We start from the raw sequence: 19,993 nt of genomic DNA, 5'->3' as shown, positions 1-19,993 counted from the left end.
CAACAGATATTATGAATACAAATTCAATCAATACAATAAGTAAATACTTACTTCTGTTCTTGTTGATTCTTACAGGTGCTTCCTGTAATGACAACGATGATGCAGAAGATACAAGCATCCCTGTTCTGATTTCACAGAATATCAATGATGGTGATGTAGTAGGTCCGAGCGGATATGTAGAACTGACTTTCAGCAAAGCCATGCGTCAAGCTCCGGATACAGAAATCTATTTCAACGGAGGAGTAGTGCGTGTATCCATCAACTACGAAAAAGTACGTTATACCTTCTCTGGTATGGAAAACAAAGAATGTACTTTCGAAGTTCCTGCCGGAGCATTAACAGATATGCAGGGAAGAGCTTACGACGAAGACTTCTTTTTAAGCTTTACTGCCAAATCTGAAATTTCGGGTGGTGGAAAAGTATTCGATGCAATTGTTGATTCAAAAGGGAATGGTGATTACACTACTCTCCAGGCTGCAATCAACGCCATCACTACCCCACCGACCAGTCCTTATAAAATCTTCATTGCCAACGGAACTTATAATGAATGTGTCCGGATCAATAAGAATAAACCATTTGTTCATTTAATCGGTGAGAGCCGCGATGGTGTTAAAATCCAGTTTGCAGTAAACCGTGTAGATGATTCAAGTAATGCTACCTCATGGCCTTATTCTATTTTCAACGAAAACTCACCAGCCCGCAAAGCCGGATATAGTGAAGAGCAAAACACAGTAGTGTTGATTGAAGCCACAGATTTTTATGCTGAAAACATTTCAATCATCAATCTTTATGGTGCATTCTCAAATCGTCACACTGGTGGTTTAGGTAAAAACGGACAGGCAGAAGCCTTGATAAACCGTGAAGACCGCTTTGCTTTGAATAATTGTTTGCTTGTCTCCTACCAGGATACATGGTGGACCCGTTATTGGAACAATACAACCCCTCATCGTGCATACGTTTATAACTCATGGATTGAAGGCCATACAGATTATATCTGGGGAAGTGGCGATGTACTTATCGAAAACAGTACATTCTATAATACAGGCAATGACGGTGGTAGCGTTATAACTGCTTCGCGTACCAGTGAAAGCGATAAATACGGATATGTTATAAAAGATTGTACGGTAAACGGTGATGATACAAAATTCTCATTCGGACGTTCCCAAGCAACAACCACGAAAACTGTCTGGATCAACACCAAGTTGAAAATGGATATTATAGATTCACACTGGGGATATGGTGGACAAGTACCTACACTATATGCTGAATATAACACTATCGACAAGAATGGAAATATGATTGCGGAAAGTAAAACAATCACCTCCGGAAACGTTTCCTTCACTAGTTCAGTGCTAACAGCATCCGAAGCTGCTAAATATACATATGAGAATATAATAACTATTGACAGCTGGAACCCGAAAGAGTATATGGAAACTCCCCTTGCAGCACCTACCAATGTCAATCTGTCGGGAAACACTCTGACATGGGATGCAGTATCCGGTGCTGCCGGTTACCTCATCTTTATGAATGGCAACTATGCAGGGCAAACTACAGACACTACCGTTACACTGACCAACACTGACGAAAGCAATATTTATACAGTGAAAACTGTAAGCCAGTACGGTACAGTAAGCGAATAAAACCAATAAGATTTAATAAAGAGTTCTTTGTCACATCATCAGCAAATATAATGTATGAGACAAAGAACTCTATTTTTTTAAAAGATAATTTGTATGCTCAAATCTATTAAAATGGGATTATTGTGCTTCTGTGTAATCAACCTATCGGTTGCTTGCAGCAGCGAAGACCCAAGTATCACTGATGAAACACCGGGACAGAATACCGGTAACGGTGGTAATGAGAACGAAGGTGGTGAAGAAGAGACACCTGCCGAAACGCGTTATGCCTTTCCGGGTGCTTACGGTGCAGGTCGTTATACTACCGGCGGAGCAGGCGGAGAAGTGTATACAGTAACTTCGCTTGAAGATAACACAACACAAGGGACACTACGCTACGCATTAAATCGCACGGGAAAGCGCACGATCGTATTTGCAGTAAGTGGATTGATAGAACTGAAAAGCCCCTTGAAGATAACCAACGGAGATGTAACGATTGCTGGCCAGAGTGCACCGGGTGACGGTATTTGCCTGAAAGGACATCCCGTATCCGTACAGGCGGACAACGTAATCATCCGTTTCATGCGTTTCCGCATGGGATCGGACAACTTTACAACAGAAGCAGAAGCCGACAGTGGTGATGCATTGTGGGGAAAGCAACATAAAAATATTATCATTGACCATTGTTCGATGAGTTGGAGCACTGATGAATGTGCTTCTTTCTACGATAACACTAACTTTACCATGCAATGGTGTATCATCAGCGAAAGTTTGAATCGTTCGGTACACACCAAAGGTAATCACGGTTACGGAGGAATATGGGGAGGATCACCCGCTACATTCCACCACAATTTATTAGCCCACCACAGTAGCCGTACACCACGTTTATGCGGTAGCCGCTATACAGGGAAACCGGAAAATGAAAAAGTCGATTTACGAAATAATGTTTTCTATAACTGGGGACCGACCAATGGTGGCTATGCAGGAGAAGGAGGAAGCTATAATTTCGTGAACAACTACTACAAGCCCGGACCAGTTACCAATACCAAGAAAAATATTGTAAACCGTATCTTCCAACCTAACGGTGATGACGGTACAAATAAAAACACCAAAGGTATATGGGGTACTTTTTATCTGAAAGGAAACTATTTTGATGGCACATGTCCTGAATTGAAAGCCGAATATCAATCTCTGCTTACTTCTGTAAACAATGACAACTGGCAAGGGTTACACCCCAATGCAACAGAAGCCGTTCCTTTACCCGATGGAGGAGAAAAAGCACTTCAGTCAAGTAACGAATTTACCATTTCCGAAGATGCATCCGAATTCACTCAATCGGCAAAAGAAGCTTATGAATCAGTATTAAAGTATGCCGGTGCTTCCTTAAAATATGATGATGTCGATAAACGCATCATAGCCAACGTTCGCAACGGAGATTATACGGCAGACGGCAGTAATGGCAGTGAAAAGGGACTTATTGATAAAGCCAGCGATGTAGGTGGCTGGCCGGAATATAAAAAGGAAACCGGTCCGAAAGACATCGATGGCGACGGCATCCCTGATGAATGGGAAACTGCCAACGGTTTGAACCCCAAAAGTAAGGCCGATGGTGCCAAATATACTCTAAGTAAAACGTATACCAATCTGGAGGTTTACCTCAACAGTCTGGTAGAAACGTTGTATCTCAACAAATAAATCGTCTATATCCCCAAACAGTTAAAAGATAATGAAGCAGAAAATATCTCTATTTTATGTAGCTATTGCATTCAGCATCGCAGGATTATGTACTTCATGCTCTTCCGACGATCCTGTAGATGATACAGGTGGAGGAACAAATAATCCAGGTGGGACATCTTCTGATGTCAAGCAACTGGATTATGGAGAACTTCTTGCTTTCCCATACGCCGAAGGTCACGGTCGCAATACCACCGGAGGACGTGGGGGAAAAGTTTATCATGTGACTAGCCTCGAAGACGACGCCAGTGGAAGTATCAGCGGAAGTCTGCGCTGGGCTATGAAACAAGACGGTCCTAAAACGATTGTATTTGATGTGTCGGGTACCATCTATTTGAAATCGGAATTAAAAACCCAGAAAGATGATCTGACCATTGCCGGACAAACATCACCGGGCGGTATCTGTATCGCCAATTATCCATTTACGATTAATTCCAGCAATATCATCATTCGTTTCATCCGTTTCCGCCCCGGAAACTCTAACGTAGACTGCGACGGATTAGGAGGTTGTGACAAACAAAATGTAATCATCGACCATTGTTCAGTAAGCTGGGGAAGCGATGAATGCCTTTCTGTCTATGGTATGCAAAATTCTACCGTACAATGGTGTTTAGCTTATCAAGCCTTACGTGTGACTGATGTAAAGATCAATGCTGCCACAGGCAAATTCGCTTCTCACGGATATGGCGGTAACTGGGGAGGAAACTATGCCTCTTACCACCATAACCTGATAGCCCATTGCGAAAGCCGTGTTCCACGCCTTGGTCCCCGATATACTACATTAGCACTGAACAACAACGATGGAGAGCGAGTGGATATGCGCAACAATGTTTACTACAATTGGGGAGGCGAAGGCTGCTACGGTGGTGAAGCGCAACACGTGAATATCGTTAACAACTACTACAAGCCAGGCCCCGGAACCGATGAAAGCGGTAAAGCAGACCGCGCATACCGTATCGCCAAGCCGGATGTATATCCGGAAAATTACTCTGGCGAAGCTTACAAAAAATGGCTTCAAACTTGGGGAAAGTTTTATATCGACGGAAATAAAGTGGTAGGCAATACGACTGTTAGCAATGATAACTGGACAAAAGGCGTATTTGAACAAATGGATGAAAAAAACTGTGCAACTACGGAGCTTTGGAACCAACATACCCAGATAAAGTCAAATTCACCGGTAGTTAAGGCTGGAAATGTAAGAACTCATACGCCGGATGAGGCTTATGAACGTGTGATGAGCTATGCAGGAGCCAGCAACTATCGTGATAAAGTTGACGAGTTGATAATTAGTGACGTTAAAAACAGAAAAGCAAGTTGCACGGGAGATGCCAGCAAATGGGAAGGTCTTTCCGGCTACTCACAAAACAAAAGTGGATATATCAACGACCCGAAAGATGTCTGCACAGCCTTAGGCGTAAATGATCCCTACGATGTTCTGAAATCTGTAACCAATGCAAACGTGAAAGATACGGACGGTGACGGTATTCCCGACTACTGGGAAGAAGAATATGGTTTGAATCCCAAGAAATCTGCTGATGGAAAAGAAACGACTATTGACAAAAATGGAAAGTACACTAATCTGGAAATGTATCTCAATAGTCTGGTGCACGAAATCATGGTAAATGGTGCGACAGGTGGCAGTGTTATAGAATAATTTTAGTAAATTCGAACCCAAATGATAAATTAGTAATGAAAAAGAATATATTAGCAATCTGTAGTTTGATATTGGCTTTTCCTCTAGTGGGACAAGCCATGCAACCTGCCATTTCGGTTGAAAAAACATCAAAGGATTATCCTACCCCGGATCGTTCCAAAGTTCTCGCCTTCCCCGGTGCCGACGGAGCAGGAAAATATACCACCGGTGGTGCCGGAGGTGCTGTATACACTGTTACGTCCCTGGCAGACGACGGTTCGGAAGGGACACTTCGCTGGGCTATCAGCAAGAAAGGTCCCCGCACCATTGTCTTTGCGGTTAGCGGAATTATTGAACTACAAAAAGCATTAAAACTCAGCAATGGTGATGTGACCATTGCAGGACAGACAGCTCCGGGTGATGGTATTTGCCTGAAAAACTATACGTTCTCTATTCAGGCAGACAACGTAATCGTCCGTTTCATCCGTTCCCGTATGGGAGTCGACATCAAACAAAAAGGTGACGACGCTATGAATGGTACTAAAGCGCACCAAAACATTATCATAGACCACTGCTCCATGAGTTGGTGTACGGACGAATGTGCCACATTCTATGATAACCGTAATTTCACTCTTCAATGGTGCATCATCAGTGAAAGTCTCGCCAATTCTATCCACGAAAAGGGAGCGCATGGTTATGGAGGTATCTGGGGTGGACAGCCTGCTACTTTTCACCATAACTTACTCGCCCATCACACTAACCGCACACCCCGTCTTTGCGGAAGCCGCTATACGGGTCGTCCGGAAGATGAAAAAGTGGAATTATTCAATAATGTGATTTATAATTATGGCAGTGACGGTGCTTATGCCGGTGAAGGAGGTTCCTACAACTTTATCAATAACTACTATAAACCGGGACCTTTCAGTGCGACAAAAGGTTCTTTCAAACGCTTGTTTACAGCGTATGCCGATGATGGCAAAAACAACAATAAAGCAGGTGTTCATGGTGTATTCTATTTCAAAGGTAACTATATGGATCCTACCTGTCCCAAACTGACTGACAAGCAGAAAGAGGCTCTTTATAAAGTGAATATGGATAACTCTTACGGACTGGTTATCAAAAAAGACTTTGCCACAGAAAAGGAAGTACTGTCTAAAAAAGCATTTGACATAGCCGGACATACTTCTTTGCAACCTGCCAAGAAAGCCTACAAAGATGTTCTCGAGTTTGCCGGTGCTTCATATCGCCGTGACGCCATAGACCAACGCATCGTAGATGAAACTCTCAAAGGCACTTATACTTACGAAGGTTCTCACGGAAGCACGAATGGAATGATTGACCAACCGTCTGATGTAGGAGGATGGCCGGAATATAAATCAGAAACAGCACTTGTTGATACAGATGGTGATGGTATTCCCGATGAATGGGAAAAGAAACACAACCTTAATCCCAATGATCCTTCAGACGGAGCCAAATATACATTAAGCCCGGAATATACAAACCTGGAAATGTATATGAACAGCCTTGTGAATCATCTGTACCCTAAAAAATAAATTCGGATAACCAAGATGAGGGTAAATGTATCGAAACTCTCATAAACAAAAAATCACCCTCGCCACAGATAGTTGTAGCGAGGGTGATTTCGATAAAAGGGGAGCTTTGAACATCCCCCTTTCTATTTCTTTCCTTTCCTATTATTATCTCCCCACTCTATCCCGATACTCCGTAGGCGTCATTCCAACCTGTGCTTTAAAGCATTTACTGAAATAACGCGGATCATTAATGCCGACCATATACGAAATCTGGGTCATATTAAATTCTCCAGTTTCTATTAATTGTGTAGCCCGTTTGATACGCATTTCTTTGATAAATTCAATCGGAGCCAATCCGGTAAGTGTTTTTAGCTTCTTGAAGAAGACAGAACGGCTGACAGCCAGTTCCCGAACAAGATCATCTACCACCAGTTCTCCATTATCCATGTTCTGCTCCATCAATTCAACCAATTTATCCATAAACTTACGGTCGTTGGGAGACATTTCGAGAGTTGTAGGTGGAGTTTCGGACGCATCTTCTTCAGCAGACGGCATATCCGTAGCCACAGGCACTTCCTCCTGACCGGTAGAAATATGGATATGCATCAGACTATCCCGGTAGAAACTTTGCAGTTTCTTACGCTGCATCAACAGATTTTCCACACGTGCTTGCAGATAGGTAGCACTGAAAGGCTTCGTTATATAATCATCCGCACCATATTCCAATCCCTCCAGTTTGCTTTCAATCGTAGTTTTGGCAGTAAGCAAGATAATAGGTATATGGCTGGTCGTCATATCAGCACGCAGTTCACGCGTCATTTCGATACCGTCTTTTTCAGGCATCATCACGTCACTGATGATAATATCCGGCAGGTACTTCAAAGCCTTGTTTGCCCCCTCCTTACCGTCAGCAGCTTCCACCACCCGGTACATCGGAGAAAATATACTGCGCAAGAATTCACGTAACTCCTGATTATCTTCGACTAACAGCATCAATTCTTTGGAGTTTTCTTCTTTCGCAAATTCTTCCCCATACACATCTTCAATCTTCTCCGAATCATCACTTACCAACGTTTCAGACTGAATGGAAGAATTGGCTATATCCACTACCTGTCCCATTCTTGCCGGAGCATCCGCATCTTCCAGAATAAACTCGGCTTCCTTATCATAATGTTCTTTTCCCTTGAGGAAATCGACTTTGAAGCAACTCCCTTCTCCCAAATGACTATCAACGGAAATAGTCGCTTTATGCATTTCCACCAACTCTTTCACCAATGAAAGTCCGATACCCGTACTAGCCTGATTGAAAAGATTCTTATCTACCAGATTCTCAAAACGGACAAACAGTGACTTCTTTTTGTTTTCCGCGATACCGATACCCTGATCTTGCACACCGATAGAAACCGTCTTTTCATCTTCCCGGATAAACATCGTAATCATCTTGCCATTCGGCGTATATTTAAATGCATTGGAAAGCAAATTGAATACAATCTTTTCCAGCTTATCGGCATCCACCCAAAGATAAAGATGTTCCTTTTCGGTCTGGAACAGGAAATCAATCCGATGTTCTTCGGCCACAGCTTCAAAATTATCCATCACCTTACGGACGAAAGGTACAATATCCACCCGCTGCACCTGCATCTTCATCTTCTTATTCTGAATCTTGCGGAAGTCCAGAATCTGATTGACAAGACGGAGCATCCGATTGGTGTTCCGTTCAACCACCACTAACTGTTCGCGAGCATCAGCCGGCAATTTATCATTCTTCAAGACCTGCTCCACCGGACCGGCTATCAACGTAAGCGGAGTACGCAACTCATGCGATATATTAGTAAAGAAACGCAGTTTTATATCTGAAATCTGCTGTTCGACCGAAACTTCATGCTTCAACCGATAAATAGTAAACAGGATATAAACGGCTACGAGAATAATAATCAGAATAAAAAGAACATAAAGCACATAAGCTACCGGCGTCTCCCAGAAAGAAGGCAGAATAACAATGTTCAGTATACGTTCATTATCCACCCACACACCATCACTATTCGTTGAACGAACACGGAGCACATACTCTCCTTTCGGAAGATTCGTATAAGTCACACTACGCTGCTTGTCGGCAAAAGTCCACTGTTTCTCAAATCCGTCGAGAATATAAGCATACTGTATATTCTGCGGATTGGTATAATCAAGTGCCGCAAAGTGAACGGAGAAAATATTCTCTTTATGTGAAAGCACCAATGGGTCGGTATCGTCAATATCCACCTTCAACAAGGAGTTATCTCCGGGTGTAATATCCTCATTAGTCACCATCAGTTTGGAGAATACGATAGGCGGGATATAGCTACTCTTACGAATAGAGTCGGGATTAAATATAAAGACTCCCCCACTGGCACCGAAAAGCATACTTCCTTTAGCCGTCAATGTAGAAGCCGCTTCACTAAAGCGCACCGGGAAAGTAATACTACGTTCGTCGTAACTTTCAAAACGTTCTTCAGACGGGATAAACTTACAAATTCCATTCTCCGTACTAATCCATAAATTCTCCTTACTATCTTCGCGGACAGAAAGCAAGACGTCGGAAGGAAGACCGTCCAGTACGGAATATGATTTGAACTCTCCGTGGCCGTCCTTACTGATAGATACCAGTTTGTTGAGTCCCCCGCCGAAAGTAGCCAGATACAGTTCCTTTTTCTTAGTGGAAATAATCCAATGAACATCATTATTACTCAGACTTTGCGTATCGTTCGGCATACGGGAAAAATGATAGAACTGCACATCCTCCGGTTTCTTAAAGTTCTCATCAAAAGCAACAGCTCCCGTAGTTGTACCTACCCACAGACGTCCATTATTATCAGAAGTAATGAAACGCGCTTTGTAGCAAGGATCAATCGGATACCCTTTCAAATTATTCCGGTGATTGATAAACAATGTCTTTCCTGCTTCATTCTGCGTGATATAATTGATACCTCCGGCAAAAGTAGCTACCCAAATACGACCATAATGATCTTCATAGATACAATACACATTATTATCGCTCAAACTGTACATATCCTCTTCACGATGAAGATAACGGGTCAGTCTATAAGACATTCCGTTGGAAGAAGTCGGCTCGGCACGGACAAGTCCGTCTCCTTTTGTTGCAATCCAGATTATTCCTTTCGAATCCTGAATAACAAAATAAACAGTTCCCAACATGGGAGTACCAGTAGTAGAAACGATACCGCTTTCGGTCAGGTATCCTTTATAAGTTTTATCGGCATCATACATACGAAGCATGCCATCTTTTAAGCCAACCCACAGATTACCCAGTTTGTCTTCGCACAGGGCACGCACCTCATTATGCAATGATTCATGTTCATGCGGCATGGGAGTCATCATCGCAAAAGGTACATTCCGATAAGTCACCTTCTCCAATCCCTTGGAGTGGGTGCAAAGCCATAAATTGCCTTGTTTGTCGGAGAAAGCCGAATGAATCTTATTGGAGAAGCGCCAGTCACGGCTACCCAGTCCGTTATAGAAAGGAACCAACCGTTTTTTTTGAGGATCGAAGTAAGAGAAACCTCCTCCGTAAGGGTGTACCCAAAGATACCCGTTTACATCTTCATGGATATGGAAGGCCGGACGGGAACGTTCGGGATTACTGTATTCAATAAGAATCTGTTCACGGGTCACCACTCCGGTCGAGGGATTAAAATGGGCTACAACACCCGGTTCTTCCTGCTCGAACCACACTTCCGAAGAACGGTCTACATAAACAGAAAGGATTGGTTTTGCGGGTAAAGCCTTACAAGTCAGGAATGAGTAATGCACATTTGTTTTGGTCCGCAGGTTATAAGTAAAGAAACCATCCGAATCGGTAGTAATTACAGAAACGTCCGGTGCAACGGGGTGAATGGAAGTGATCTGCCCTTTTGTAGGAAGTTCGATCAACGTAAATTCTCCGCTATCTTTCTGATAAGACCAGATACGTCCATGATCCGAAGCAAAGCAGATGTCCTTATCCCGCTCCTGTACTGCATAGAAGGCTTGGTTCATGCCGCCAAACTTCCCTTTTGTCTCCGTAAAATAGGAATCCGGTTCTTTCTTTCCGGGGCGGATCATGCCGAGGCCGTTATCCGTCAACAGCCAGTCATTGCCTGCTTTATCCTGATGTACTTTGAATACATGCAAAGAGGGAAACAGTTCCGTCTTACTGGAATAAATATCCCATGTCAGACGATTATTCTCATTCGAATGAGTCAGGATGCGGATGGCTCCGTCATTTTCTGTCAGCAGCCAGACGGTTCCGTTCGGCATCACCTCAATGGTATGTACATTAAAAGCACTCCCCTCCTCTCCGGCAGCAGGTACCTGTTCGAAAGTTTCCGTCTTCGGGTCGAAACGATGAACACGATTATCATAAGTCAGTAGCCACAAAAAACCGTAACGGTCTTCATAGATACGGTCTACGCGATTATTGGTCAGGCTAATGTAGTTTCCCTGACGGGCCTTATATGTTTTAAAGGTATAACCGTTGAAACGGTTGATTCCATCCCAAGTGGCAAACCAAAGGTTGTCTTTGTGATCTTGCAAGATGTTCATCACCGTATTTTGGGACAATCCATCTTCAGTAGAATAGTGGGTGAAAAAACAGTGCTGCTGCGCATGTGTCGAGAACACAATAGCTAGCAAAAGAATTACTGAAATTAAGGTTTTCTTCATCATATCACTCGGTTCTGTGCCGTAAAGATAGAAAAATAGTTGTAGTTTTATGCAATCTTTAGCGGCTATTTAACAGAATCGAGCCATTCTATAGGACAAGTGATCTATTGTCTTTTATATATCCATTGTTTTTTGCTTAGTAATTCATTTCTTTACAAATTCGTGAAGTCAACGTTTCACTGTTATCAGTTTGTTTCCGTTCACTATCGGATTCCATCCATCTTCGCCTGCCAGTACAGTCGTGATCTCGTATCCTTGGAGGTTTTTCAGTTGTTGGGAGAAAGCGGCACGCACTTTCGGATTGGCTCCTTCGCCCCGGCTCTCATATTCGGCATAGAAGACTGTCTTTTCGTTCTCTTTCTTACCCCAATTATTCCAGCCAACAGGAAGAATATGTTTCCCCAGTTCGCAGCGAATAAATACAGCCTGTGCATACGGACGCCAGGGACGTGACAAATAGACCTTTGTAGCTTCCGCATCAGCCGTCAACCGGCAATCGTAGAAGACATAGCCGTACTTTTTCCCTTTATCGGTAGAGGGAGCAGTGACATAACCGTCGCGCTTGCTATGAATGTGGCAGCGATTGAAAACAGCCGTAGACCATCCGAAAATAAAATCGACTGTTCCTTCGATGTAGCAATCTTCGTAATATTGACGACTTTGCTTACCGTATGTGTAGAGAGTATCTTGAAAGCCCAGGAAACGACAGTTCTTAAAATAGGCACGATCGGCAGACACAAAGCAGGCAACTGCCTGTCCTACGGGGCCTGATGAGTTCTCGAAAGTGATATTCTCCGCATAAAAATCGGGAGCATAGATGTAGCAACTGGATGAACCGGAAGTTCCCATATTTTCGCCAAATATATTTTTTTTGTTTGCAAAGCCGTCATAAGTCAATACTGCACCGTCTTCTCCAATCAGGGAAATATTAATCTTGGATTCAGGTATGATAATCTTTTCTTTGTAAGCCCCCTTGCGAACCAGAATAGTGGTACGGATATCTTTGCGGAAATCAGGAACTGCATTGATCGCTTCCTGCACAGTAAAGAAATCACCGCTACCATCTTGAGCCACTACATAATCGTTATGACGGATATATTTCGCCAGTTCCGGAATTTCCTTGCCAATGGCATCCACCGCCAATCCGGCAATGGTTCGTGCTCCGTATACATTCAAGTGAGTATTGTCTTCACGGCCTTTCGGGAAGGCAGGCACCTGATTGGGCTCGACAAACATAAATAATTTCTTAGATTCTATGGGTCCAAGTCCTTGCACCAGGTCGTGAGTGATTTTATTCATATCAATGAAAGTCACTCCCAATTCTTTTGCCACATTGCGGGGAGCATCCAGATAAGCACCATGTGTATCGAATAAAACGGTTCCCTCTTTCGGTTGTTCCTTTTCTCCCGGTGTACGACGAACATCTTTTGCAATGACGTCATCCTTTGGTTGTACAAAGTTACGACGGACGATAGAGTTAAACAATACCGGTATTCCACCTTTGGCACGGGTTTCATTCACATAGCGGCGAAGAATCTCATCAAAAGTGGTCCCCGGATCAGTGTGACGGGTAGAGTCTGCTTTCTCATCGTTATGGCCGAACTGAATAAAGACATAATCTCCTTTTTTCACTTTGGAAATCACTTTTTCCCAACGTCCCTCACTGATAAAGCTCTTGGAACTGCGTCCGTTAGCAGCATGGTTGTCTATCCGTACATCTTCAGAAAAGAATCCGGGAAGCACCATTCCCCAACCACGTTCGGGGTTTCCTCCATCTATTTTCTTGTTAGCCATGGTCGAATCGCCTATCATGAAGATAGTGATAACCGGTTTGTCCGCACGAAATGCAGAAAAAAGAATGAAAACTGCTGCCAGCAGCCCCCACATTTTATGTCTTTGTGTCTTCATATTTATCTATAATTATAATACAACTAATAGTTTCAAGGCTTGAAACTGATAATCACAAGCGGGCTGGCAATCATTCGCCTTGCTTCTCTCATTTATAAGGATACCAGTTACTACTTTCTTTAAAGATGTTTTCCGGAGTATACTTCGCTACTTCCTTCTTCGTCAGTTGTTTGGCCCACGTTACACGTCCTGCCGTATCAGCACCTGCACCGGTATTTCCAAATTCGGCATAACGAGCCGTTTTTTCGTTCTCCGGATTCTTCCAGTTGTGCCATCCTTCGGGGCGGATGTGATTGCCAAACTCACAATTAATAAAGACTGTTGCGGCATAAGGACGCCACGGACGACCCAGATATACTTTTTTCACGTCCGGAGCAGCTGTCAACTTGCAGTTCTTGAAGACATATCCGAATTCTTCACTTTGTGGGGTTGAAGCGGCCGTGATATATGAATCACGTTTGCTATGAAGCTCACAATACTCGAATAGAACAGTTGAGGGACCAAAAATAAAATCAGTAGTCCCCTCGATATAACAATTGGTAAATAAGAGTCGTGTTCCTTCAGAACCCGTATAAATAGTATCCTGATTTCCCAGGAAACGGCAGTTGACAAACATGAGCCTGTCACCTTCGGTATGAAGGGCTACCGCCTGTCCCAATGGAGCCGCATTATTCTCAATCGTCAGATCTTTAAAAGTAATGTCATTTCCCTCTACTTTTACTGTATAGGTACGAAATGTCCCCATCTTATTGATGTTGGCATGATCGTCATAAGTGATAATCGTTTTCTCTGCACTTTCGCCCACCAGTTGAACATTCTTTACCCAAGAAGGGATGACCAGTTTTTCTTTATAGACACCATTCTTGATAAATATAGTTACCGTATAATCCATAAAAGCGCGGACAGCTTCCACTGCTTCCTGAATATTACGATAGTCTCCCGTCCCGTCACGTGTCACAATGATTGTGTCTTTGCGTTGCTGTTGCTGTGAATAAACAGATGTTGCTCCCACGCCAAGCAGAAGCAAACACATCATTCCTTTCAAAATAGTCCTTTTCATCGCTGGAAATTACTTTTGTAAACGTTCATATTCCAAGCTAGCCATAATAAAAGGTCCTACGGCTTTAGGATCATTATTGCGGATAGTTTCATTTATATAATAATCATAATCGCCGGAACGGTACACCTTTCCTCCCAATCCTGCCACTGCACAAGCTTTGGTGATGGTTACCAATCCGTTTTTGTCCACTTCGATAAAATTATCGAGAAATCCCTTATAACCTTTCAGTGCTACATCCAGATAAGATTTATCAATATATCCCAGACGTACCGCCTTAAAGAGCGAATAAATAAACATAGCAGAGCAGGAAGATTCCACATAATTTCCCTTGTCCCCACTCCTGTCCATTACCTGATACCATCCTCCTGTCTTGGGGTCTTGAAGTTTCTTCACCTGCACAGCCACATTATTCAGGATATCCAGCAGGGAATCTCTTCCGGCTTCATGCAGCGGAATAAATTCGAGCACATCCACCAATGCCATCGCATACCATCCCATTGCACGTCCCCAAGTATGTTTCGACTGTCCGGTCACCGGATCTGCCCAACGTTCGGTACGACTTACATCACACGCATGGCGATAAAGACCGTTCTTAGGATCATACGTATGGCGCGCACAGGTGATAAATTGGTTGATTACATCTGCATAATCCTGCGGAAGATTATTACGGAAAGCATATTCAGCATAGAAAGGAGCTCCCATGTAAATCCCATCCAGCCACATCTGATAAGGATAAATCTTTTTGTGCCAGAAACCACCGTCTTCATTGCGCGGCTGTCCTTCAAACTGGCTATAAAGCAGATCGAGCGCTTTTTTATATTTAGGATTCTTCGTTTGCTCATAGATACGGAAAAGAATTTTTCCGGAGTTGATACGGTCGAGACTATAATCAGTTAGTTTATAAGCTGTAATGCTTCCGTCGTCGTGCACCATTGTATCTGCGTATGCGATGGCGTAATCGCGAATTTTCTTGTCGCCATAAGTATCATAAACATCGAGCATGGCTCCCAATTCAAGTCCATGGCAATAGTCCCACTTCAATTTCGGTTGAAAATCAAGCTGCCAGGATTGCGGGTAACGGATCATTTCCGATTCAGTCAATCGTACAGACCAGGGCAACTTACTGTCGACCTGCTGCGCTGATACCGAAACGGTCATTGTAACCAATAAAGCCAATATAAAAAAATTATAAAAAGGAGTTTGTCTCATGGTTTGTTATTTTAAGGATTCAACATAGTCTTTTTTCACGCTACGAAAGTAGTGCTTTTCCTCCAAACCCGGTAGGAATTTTTAGTCAAGTAGGTGCATTTTTTGTTTTTCGTGCACGGAAACGACTAATTTTGTGCACGTAAACGTCAAAAATGTCCATTTTTGATGCAATATCTAATAAATTAAGAGTTTCGTTTTGGAAGAAAGCAAAAAAGGTCTTACTTTTGGCACGGTTTACAACTAATACCCTCTGGGGAAACACTGGAAATTTATCATTAAAACAGAGAAAAAATAGAACAGAATGGAAGAAGTATTCAAGTACATTATCGGTCTTGGAGCGGCAGTGATGATGCCGGTCATTTTCACAATCTTAGGAGTATGTATCGGTATTAAATTCTCTAAAGCGCTGAAAAGCGGTTTATTGGTAGGTGTCGGTTTCGTTGGTTTATCGGTAGTGACAGCGTTGCTTACCAGCAGCCTGGGCCCTGCATTAAGTAAAATGGTAGAAATCTACGGATTGGAACTGGGAATTTTCGACATGGGATGGCCTTCTGCAGCAGCAGTTGCCTACAACACCTCTGTCGGTGCTTTTATTATCCCGGTTTGTCTGGGCGTTAACTTGCTGATGTTGCTTACCAAAACAACCCGCACTGTCAACATCGACCTTTGGAACTACTGGCATTTCGCCTTTATCGGAGCGATCGTTTATTTTGCTTCCGACAATATCTTCTGGGGATTCTTCGCAGCAATCATCTGCTACATCATTACACTGGTAATGGCGGATATGACTGCTCCCGCTTTTCAAAAGTTCTATGATAAAATGGAGGGTATCTCTATTCCACAACCCTTCTGCCAAAGTTTTGTTCCGTTTGCTATTGTAATCAATAAACTACTTGATAAAATTCCGGGATTCGACAAACTGAATATCGACTCCGAAGGTATGAAAAAGAAATTCGGGTTGATGGGTGAACCGTTGTTCCTGGGTATCGTCATTGGTTGCGGTATCGGAGCATTGGGTTGTGCCAGCTGGAAAGAAGTATTGGATGGTATTCCGGGTATTTTAGGATTAGGTATCAAGATGGGTGCGGTGATGGAATTGATTCCACGTATCACCAGCCTTTTCATCGAAGGTTTGAAACCGATTTCTGACGCGACCCGTGAGTTGATCGCTAAAAAATATAAGAATAACACCGGTTTGAGCATCGGTATGAGCCCTGCATTGGTTATCGGTCACCCGACTACTTTGGTGGTATCCCTACTTTTGATTCCTGTTACAATCTTCCTGGCTGTTATCCTTCCGGGCAACCGTTTCTTACCTTTGGCCTCTCTGGCAGGTATGTTCTATCTGTTCCCGATGATTCTGCCTATTACAAAAGGTAACGTAGTGAAATCATTCATTATCGGTCTGGTAGCTTTGATCGTAGGTCTGTATTTCGTAACCGAACTGGCAGGCTTCTTCACAATGGCTGCTAAAGATGTATATGCTGCAACAGGCGACCCGACAGTAAATATCCCCGCCGGTTTTGAAGGTGGAGCACTCGACTTCGCTTCCAGCCTCTTCTGCTGGGGTATCTTCCACCTGACTTACAGTCTGAAAATTATCGGTCCTGCCATCCTTGTGGCACTGGCACTCGGAATGGCTATCTACAACCGTATCCGCATGACCCGGAATGACGCAAAAAATGCAGCAATGAATAATAAAGAATAATATAAATACTATAAAGAAAAGATGATGAAAAAATTAGCAATTGCAATGATGTTGGGTATCGCAGCGATGTCTGCTTCTGCCCAGGTGAATTACAAGATGCAAGTGGCTTGCAATCCGCAAGACGTGAAAACGTATGATACTAACCGCTTGCGTAGTAGCTTCCTGATGGAAAAAGTGATGGTTCCAAACGAAATCAACGTCACTTATTCAATGTACGACCGTCTGATCTTCGGTGGCGCAGTACCTGCAACTAAAGAACTGGTACTTGAAACAATCGACCCGCTGAAAGCTAAATTCTTCCTCGAACGTCGCGAACTGGGTGTCATCAATGTGGGTGGCGAAGGTATCGTAACCGTAGATGGTAAAGAATACGTGCTGAAATTCAAAGATGCTTTGTACGTAGGTAGAGGCAAGCAGAAAGTGACTTTCAAGAGCAAAGATTCCAGCAATCCTGCCAAATTCTACATCAACTCGGCTACTGCCCACAAGGAATACAAGACTCAATTGATTACTATCGACGGACGTAAAGGTTCTCTGAAAGCAAACTCATTTGCTGCCGGAAAGCTGGAAGAAAGCAACGACCGCGTTATCAACCAGTTGATTGTTAACAACGTACTTGAAGAAGGTCCTTGCCAATTGCAGATGGGACTGACAGAGTTGAAACCGGGTAGCGTATGGAACACCATGCCGGCACACACTCACTCTCGTCGTGTAGAAGCATACTTCTACTTCAATGTACCGGCAGGAAATGCTATCTGTCACTTCATGGGCGAACCTCAAGAAGAACGCATCGTATGGATGCAGAACGAACAAGCTATCATGTCACCGGAATGGTCTATCCACGCTGCTGCCGGAACAAGCAACTACATGTTTATCTGGGGAATGGCAGGTGAAAACCTCGATTACGGAGACATGGACAAGATCAAATATACAGAAATGCGCTAACCGTTGCGTATTCCTGTTCATGCATATAATCAATGATCCGAAAAACTTCATTCTTTTCTCTTGCGGGAGAAAGGGATGAAGTTTTCCGGATTTTACGTATTCTTCCCCCAGAGAACAAATATTCGTTACCTTATTATATATAGGATGTAACAAAATCCAACTATAATGCAACGAATAATACATGATTTTGACCAATTTTTACAAATAAAATTCAGTCGAAATACCGACCTTTGTCAACGAAACAAAATCTATTTAAATCCATTATCATGAATACATTTCAAAAAACAGGCGAAAAGATGACAAACTACAGATGGACCATCTGTGCTATGCTATTTTTTGCTACTACAGTTAACTATCTCGACCGTCAGGTTCTCTCATTGACGTGGGATGAATTTATCAAACCGGAATTTCACTGGGACGAATCTCACTACGGTACTATTACTTCTGTTTTCTCCATTGTATACGCTATATGTATGCTGTTTGCCGGTCGTTTTGTCGACTGGATGGGAACTAAAAAAGGTTTTCTATGGGCTATCGGTGTATGGTCGGCAGGTGCTTGTCTTCATGCCGTTTGTGGTGTTGTCACAGAAGCACAGGTAGGTCTTCATAGCGCAGCAGAACTGGCCGGTGCCACAGGAGACGTGGTAGTGACTATTGCTACGGTCAGTATGTACTGCTTCCTCGCCGCCCGCTGTATCCTTGCTTTAGGAGAAGCCGGTAACTTCCCTGCCGCTATTAAAGTAACCGCAGAGTACTTCCCTAAAAAAGACCGCGCTTATGCTACTTCTATCTTTAATGCCGGTGCATCTATCGGAGCATTAATCGCTCCTCTTACCATTCCTATTCTGGCAAAAATGTTCGGTTGGGAAATGGCATTTATCGTAATTGGTGGACTTGGCTTTATCTGGATGGGATTCTGGGTGTTTATGTATGATGCCCCGTCGAAAAGCAAACATGTCAATCAGGCAGAGCTTGACTACATCGAGCAAGATAATCGCGAAGCAGGCAGTGCTCCAATGACAGACGAAAAAGATGAAAAGAGAATGAAATTCTGGCAATGTTTCAGCTACAAACAAACATGGGCCTTTGTCTTCGGTAAGTTCATGACTGACGGCGTATGGTGGTTCTTCCTTTTCTGGACTCCGTCTTATCTGAATACACAATTCGGTATCAAAACCTCCGACCCGCTGGGTATGGCGTTGATCTTTACGCTTTATGCAGTGACTATGTTATCTATCTATGGTGGTAAATTACCTACTATCTTCATCAACAGAACAGGTATGAATCCGTATGCAGCCCGTATGAAAGCGATGCTAATCTTCGCCTTCTTCCCGCTGGTTGTACTGTTAGCACAACCGTTAGGTACTGTTTCTCCATGGTTCCCGGTTATCTTAATCGGTATTGGTGGAGCTGCTCATCAATCCTGGTCGGCCAATATATTCTCTACCGTAGGTGATATGTTCCCAAGAACTGCTATCGCAAGTATCACTGGTATCGGTGGTATGGCAGGTGGTTTCGGTTCCATGATTCTTCAGAAAGTGGCAGGTAACTTATTCGTATATGCTTCCGGAACAACGATGGTTGACGGCAAAGAAGTGGAAATGACGAAAGAGTTGCTGGAACAGGGAGCGCAATTTGTACACCCTGCTATGACATTCATGGGCTTTGAGGGTAAACCGGCCGGATATTTCATTATCTTCTGCGTGTGTGCAGTAGCTTATCTGATTGGCTGGATCATCATGAAAGCATTAGTTCCAAAATACAAACCTATCGTATTGGATTAATTCCATTTCAATAGATACTATCAATAAAAACAAAAGAGTAATCCGGTGACGGATTACTCTTTTGTTTTTAACCAATTATTCAAAAAATGAAAAAATAAAAAAGCCTCTTCTCACGAAGAAGGCTTTTTAGGTTTACTTATCCTGCATCATCCTCCTGCAAATTTTT

The 19,993-nt window shown here is 43.2% G+C and carries 11 protein-coding genes; 7 read left to right on the top strand and 4 right to left on the bottom strand.

Annotated features, from left to right (window positions below; genetic code table 11):
• Window positions 1–11 precede the first annotated feature (11 nt).
• The 4 genes from ACT8YW_RS03370 to ACT8YW_RS03355 all read left to right on the top strand — a co-directional run bounded on the left by ACT8YW_RS03370 (window position 12) and on the right by ACT8YW_RS03355 (window position 6,536).
• Window positions 12–1,640, top strand: a complete 1,629-nt coding sequence (locus ACT8YW_RS03370; RefSeq protein ID WP_444104015.1) for a pectinesterase family protein — start codon at window positions 12–14, stop codon at window positions 1,638–1,640.
• 93 nt (window positions 1,641–1,733) lie between these two features.
• A complete protein-coding gene (locus ACT8YW_RS03365) occupies window positions 1,734–3,311 on the top strand; it encodes a pectate lyase family protein (RefSeq protein WP_444104014.1) in 1,578 nt (525 codons plus the stop codon).
• 31 nt (window positions 3,312–3,342) lie between these two features.
• Window positions 3,343–5,004 carry a pectate lyase gene (locus ACT8YW_RS03360; RefSeq protein ID WP_009000416.1) on the top strand — a complete coding sequence of 554 codons (1,662 nt, stop codon included), beginning with the start codon at window positions 3,343–3,345 and terminating at the stop codon, window positions 5,002–5,004.
• A gap of 35 nt (window positions 5,005–5,039) precedes the next feature.
• On the top strand, window positions 5,040–6,536 hold the full coding sequence (locus tag ACT8YW_RS03355; RefSeq protein ID WP_444104013.1) for a pectate lyase: 1,497 nt from the start codon (window positions 5,040–5,042) through the stop codon (window positions 6,534–6,536).
• 144 nt (window positions 6,537–6,680) lie between these two features.
• Here ACT8YW_RS03355 and ACT8YW_RS03350 read toward each other — a convergent pair whose 3' ends face one another.
• From ACT8YW_RS03350 to ACT8YW_RS03335, 4 genes are all read right to left on the bottom strand, one after another.
• Window positions 6,681–11,216: a two-component regulator propeller domain-containing protein gene (locus tag ACT8YW_RS03350; RefSeq protein WP_444104012.1), complete on the bottom strand. Its 4,536-nt coding sequence runs from the start codon at window positions 11,214–11,216 to the stop codon at window positions 6,681–6,683.
• Window positions 11,217–11,381: 165 nt separating this feature from the next.
• Complete coding sequence (locus tag ACT8YW_RS03345) at window positions 11,382–13,121, bottom strand: pectinesterase family protein (RefSeq protein WP_444104011.1); 1,740 nt, start codon at window positions 13,119–13,121, stop codon at window positions 11,382–11,384.
• 88 nt (window positions 13,122–13,209) lie between these two features.
• Window positions 13,210–14,181 carry a pectinesterase family protein gene (locus tag ACT8YW_RS03340; RefSeq protein WP_444104010.1) on the bottom strand — a complete coding sequence of 324 codons (972 nt, stop codon included), beginning with the start codon at window positions 14,179–14,181 and terminating at the stop codon, window positions 13,210–13,212.
• A 9-nt stretch (window positions 14,182–14,190) separates the two neighbouring features.
• On the bottom strand, window positions 14,191–15,390 hold the full coding sequence (locus ACT8YW_RS03335) for a glycoside hydrolase family 88/105 protein (RefSeq protein ID WP_444104009.1): 1,200 nt from the start codon (window positions 15,388–15,390) through the stop codon (window positions 14,191–14,193).
• A gap of 301 nt (window positions 15,391–15,691) precedes the next feature.
• Between ACT8YW_RS03335 and ACT8YW_RS03330 the strand changes: the two genes are divergently transcribed.
• The 3 genes from ACT8YW_RS03330 to ACT8YW_RS03320 all read left to right on the top strand — a co-directional run bounded on the left by ACT8YW_RS03330 (window position 15,692) and on the right by ACT8YW_RS03320 (window position 19,827).
• Window positions 15,692–17,098, top strand: coding sequence for a PTS galactitol transporter subunit IIC (locus ACT8YW_RS03330; RefSeq protein WP_009000412.1), 1,407 nt, complete (start codon window positions 15,692–15,694; stop codon window positions 17,096–17,098).
• Between the two features lie 24 nt (window positions 17,099–17,122).
• Window positions 17,123–18,043, top strand: a complete 921-nt coding sequence (kduI, locus tag ACT8YW_RS03325; protein WP_444104038.1) for a 5-dehydro-4-deoxy-D-glucuronate isomerase — start codon at window positions 17,123–17,125, stop codon at window positions 18,041–18,043.
• 266 nt (window positions 18,044–18,309) lie between these two features.
• Window positions 18,310–19,827, top strand: a complete 1,518-nt coding sequence (locus tag ACT8YW_RS03320; protein WP_444104008.1) for an MFS transporter — start codon at window positions 18,310–18,312, stop codon at window positions 19,825–19,827.
• The last annotated feature ends 166 nt before the right edge of the window (window positions 19,828–19,993 follow it).

It is taken from the genome of Bacteroides sp. (assembly GCF_052357945.1).
Lineage (GTDB): Bacteria > Bacteroidota > Bacteroidia > Bacteroidales > Bacteroidaceae > Bacteroides.
The sequence above is the reverse complement of the archived record's forward strand: the minus strand, read 5'-3'. Positions and strand labels throughout refer to the sequence as shown.

Coding starts and splice junctions, on each gene's coding strand:
- ACT8YW_RS03335 (WP_444104009.1), bottom strand. CDS start 15,390: ATGAGACAAACTCCTTTTTATAATTTTTTTATATTGGCTTTATTGGTT.
- ACT8YW_RS03355 (WP_444104013.1), top strand. CDS start 5,040: ATGAAAAAGAATATATTAGCAATCTGTAGTTTGATATTGGCTTTTCCT.
- ACT8YW_RS03360 (WP_009000416.1), top strand. CDS start 3,343: ATGAAGCAGAAAATATCTCTATTTTATGTAGCTATTGCATTCAGCATC.
- ACT8YW_RS03340 (WP_444104010.1), bottom strand. CDS start 14,181: ATGAAAAGGACTATTTTGAAAGGAATGATGTGTTTGCTTCTGCTTGGC.
- ACT8YW_RS03345 (WP_444104011.1), bottom strand. CDS start 13,121: ATGAAGACACAAAGACATAAAATGTGGGGGCTGCTGGCAGCAGTTTTC.
- ACT8YW_RS03320 (WP_444104008.1), top strand. CDS start 18,310: ATGAATACATTTCAAAAAACAGGCGAAAAGATGACAAACTACAGATGG.
- ACT8YW_RS03350 (WP_444104012.1), bottom strand. CDS start 11,216: ATGATGAAGAAAACCTTAATTTCAGTAATTCTTTTGCTAGCTATTGTG.
- ACT8YW_RS03330 (WP_009000412.1), top strand. CDS start 15,692: ATGGAAGAAGTATTCAAGTACATTATCGGTCTTGGAGCGGCAGTGATG.
- ACT8YW_RS03370 (WP_444104015.1), top strand. CDS start 12: ATGAATACAAATTCAATCAATACAATAAGTAAATACTTACTTCTGTTC.
- kduI (WP_444104038.1), top strand. CDS start 17,123: ATGAAAAAATTAGCAATTGCAATGATGTTGGGTATCGCAGCGATGTCT.
- ACT8YW_RS03365 (WP_444104014.1), top strand. CDS start 1,734: ATGCTCAAATCTATTAAAATGGGATTATTGTGCTTCTGTGTAATCAAC.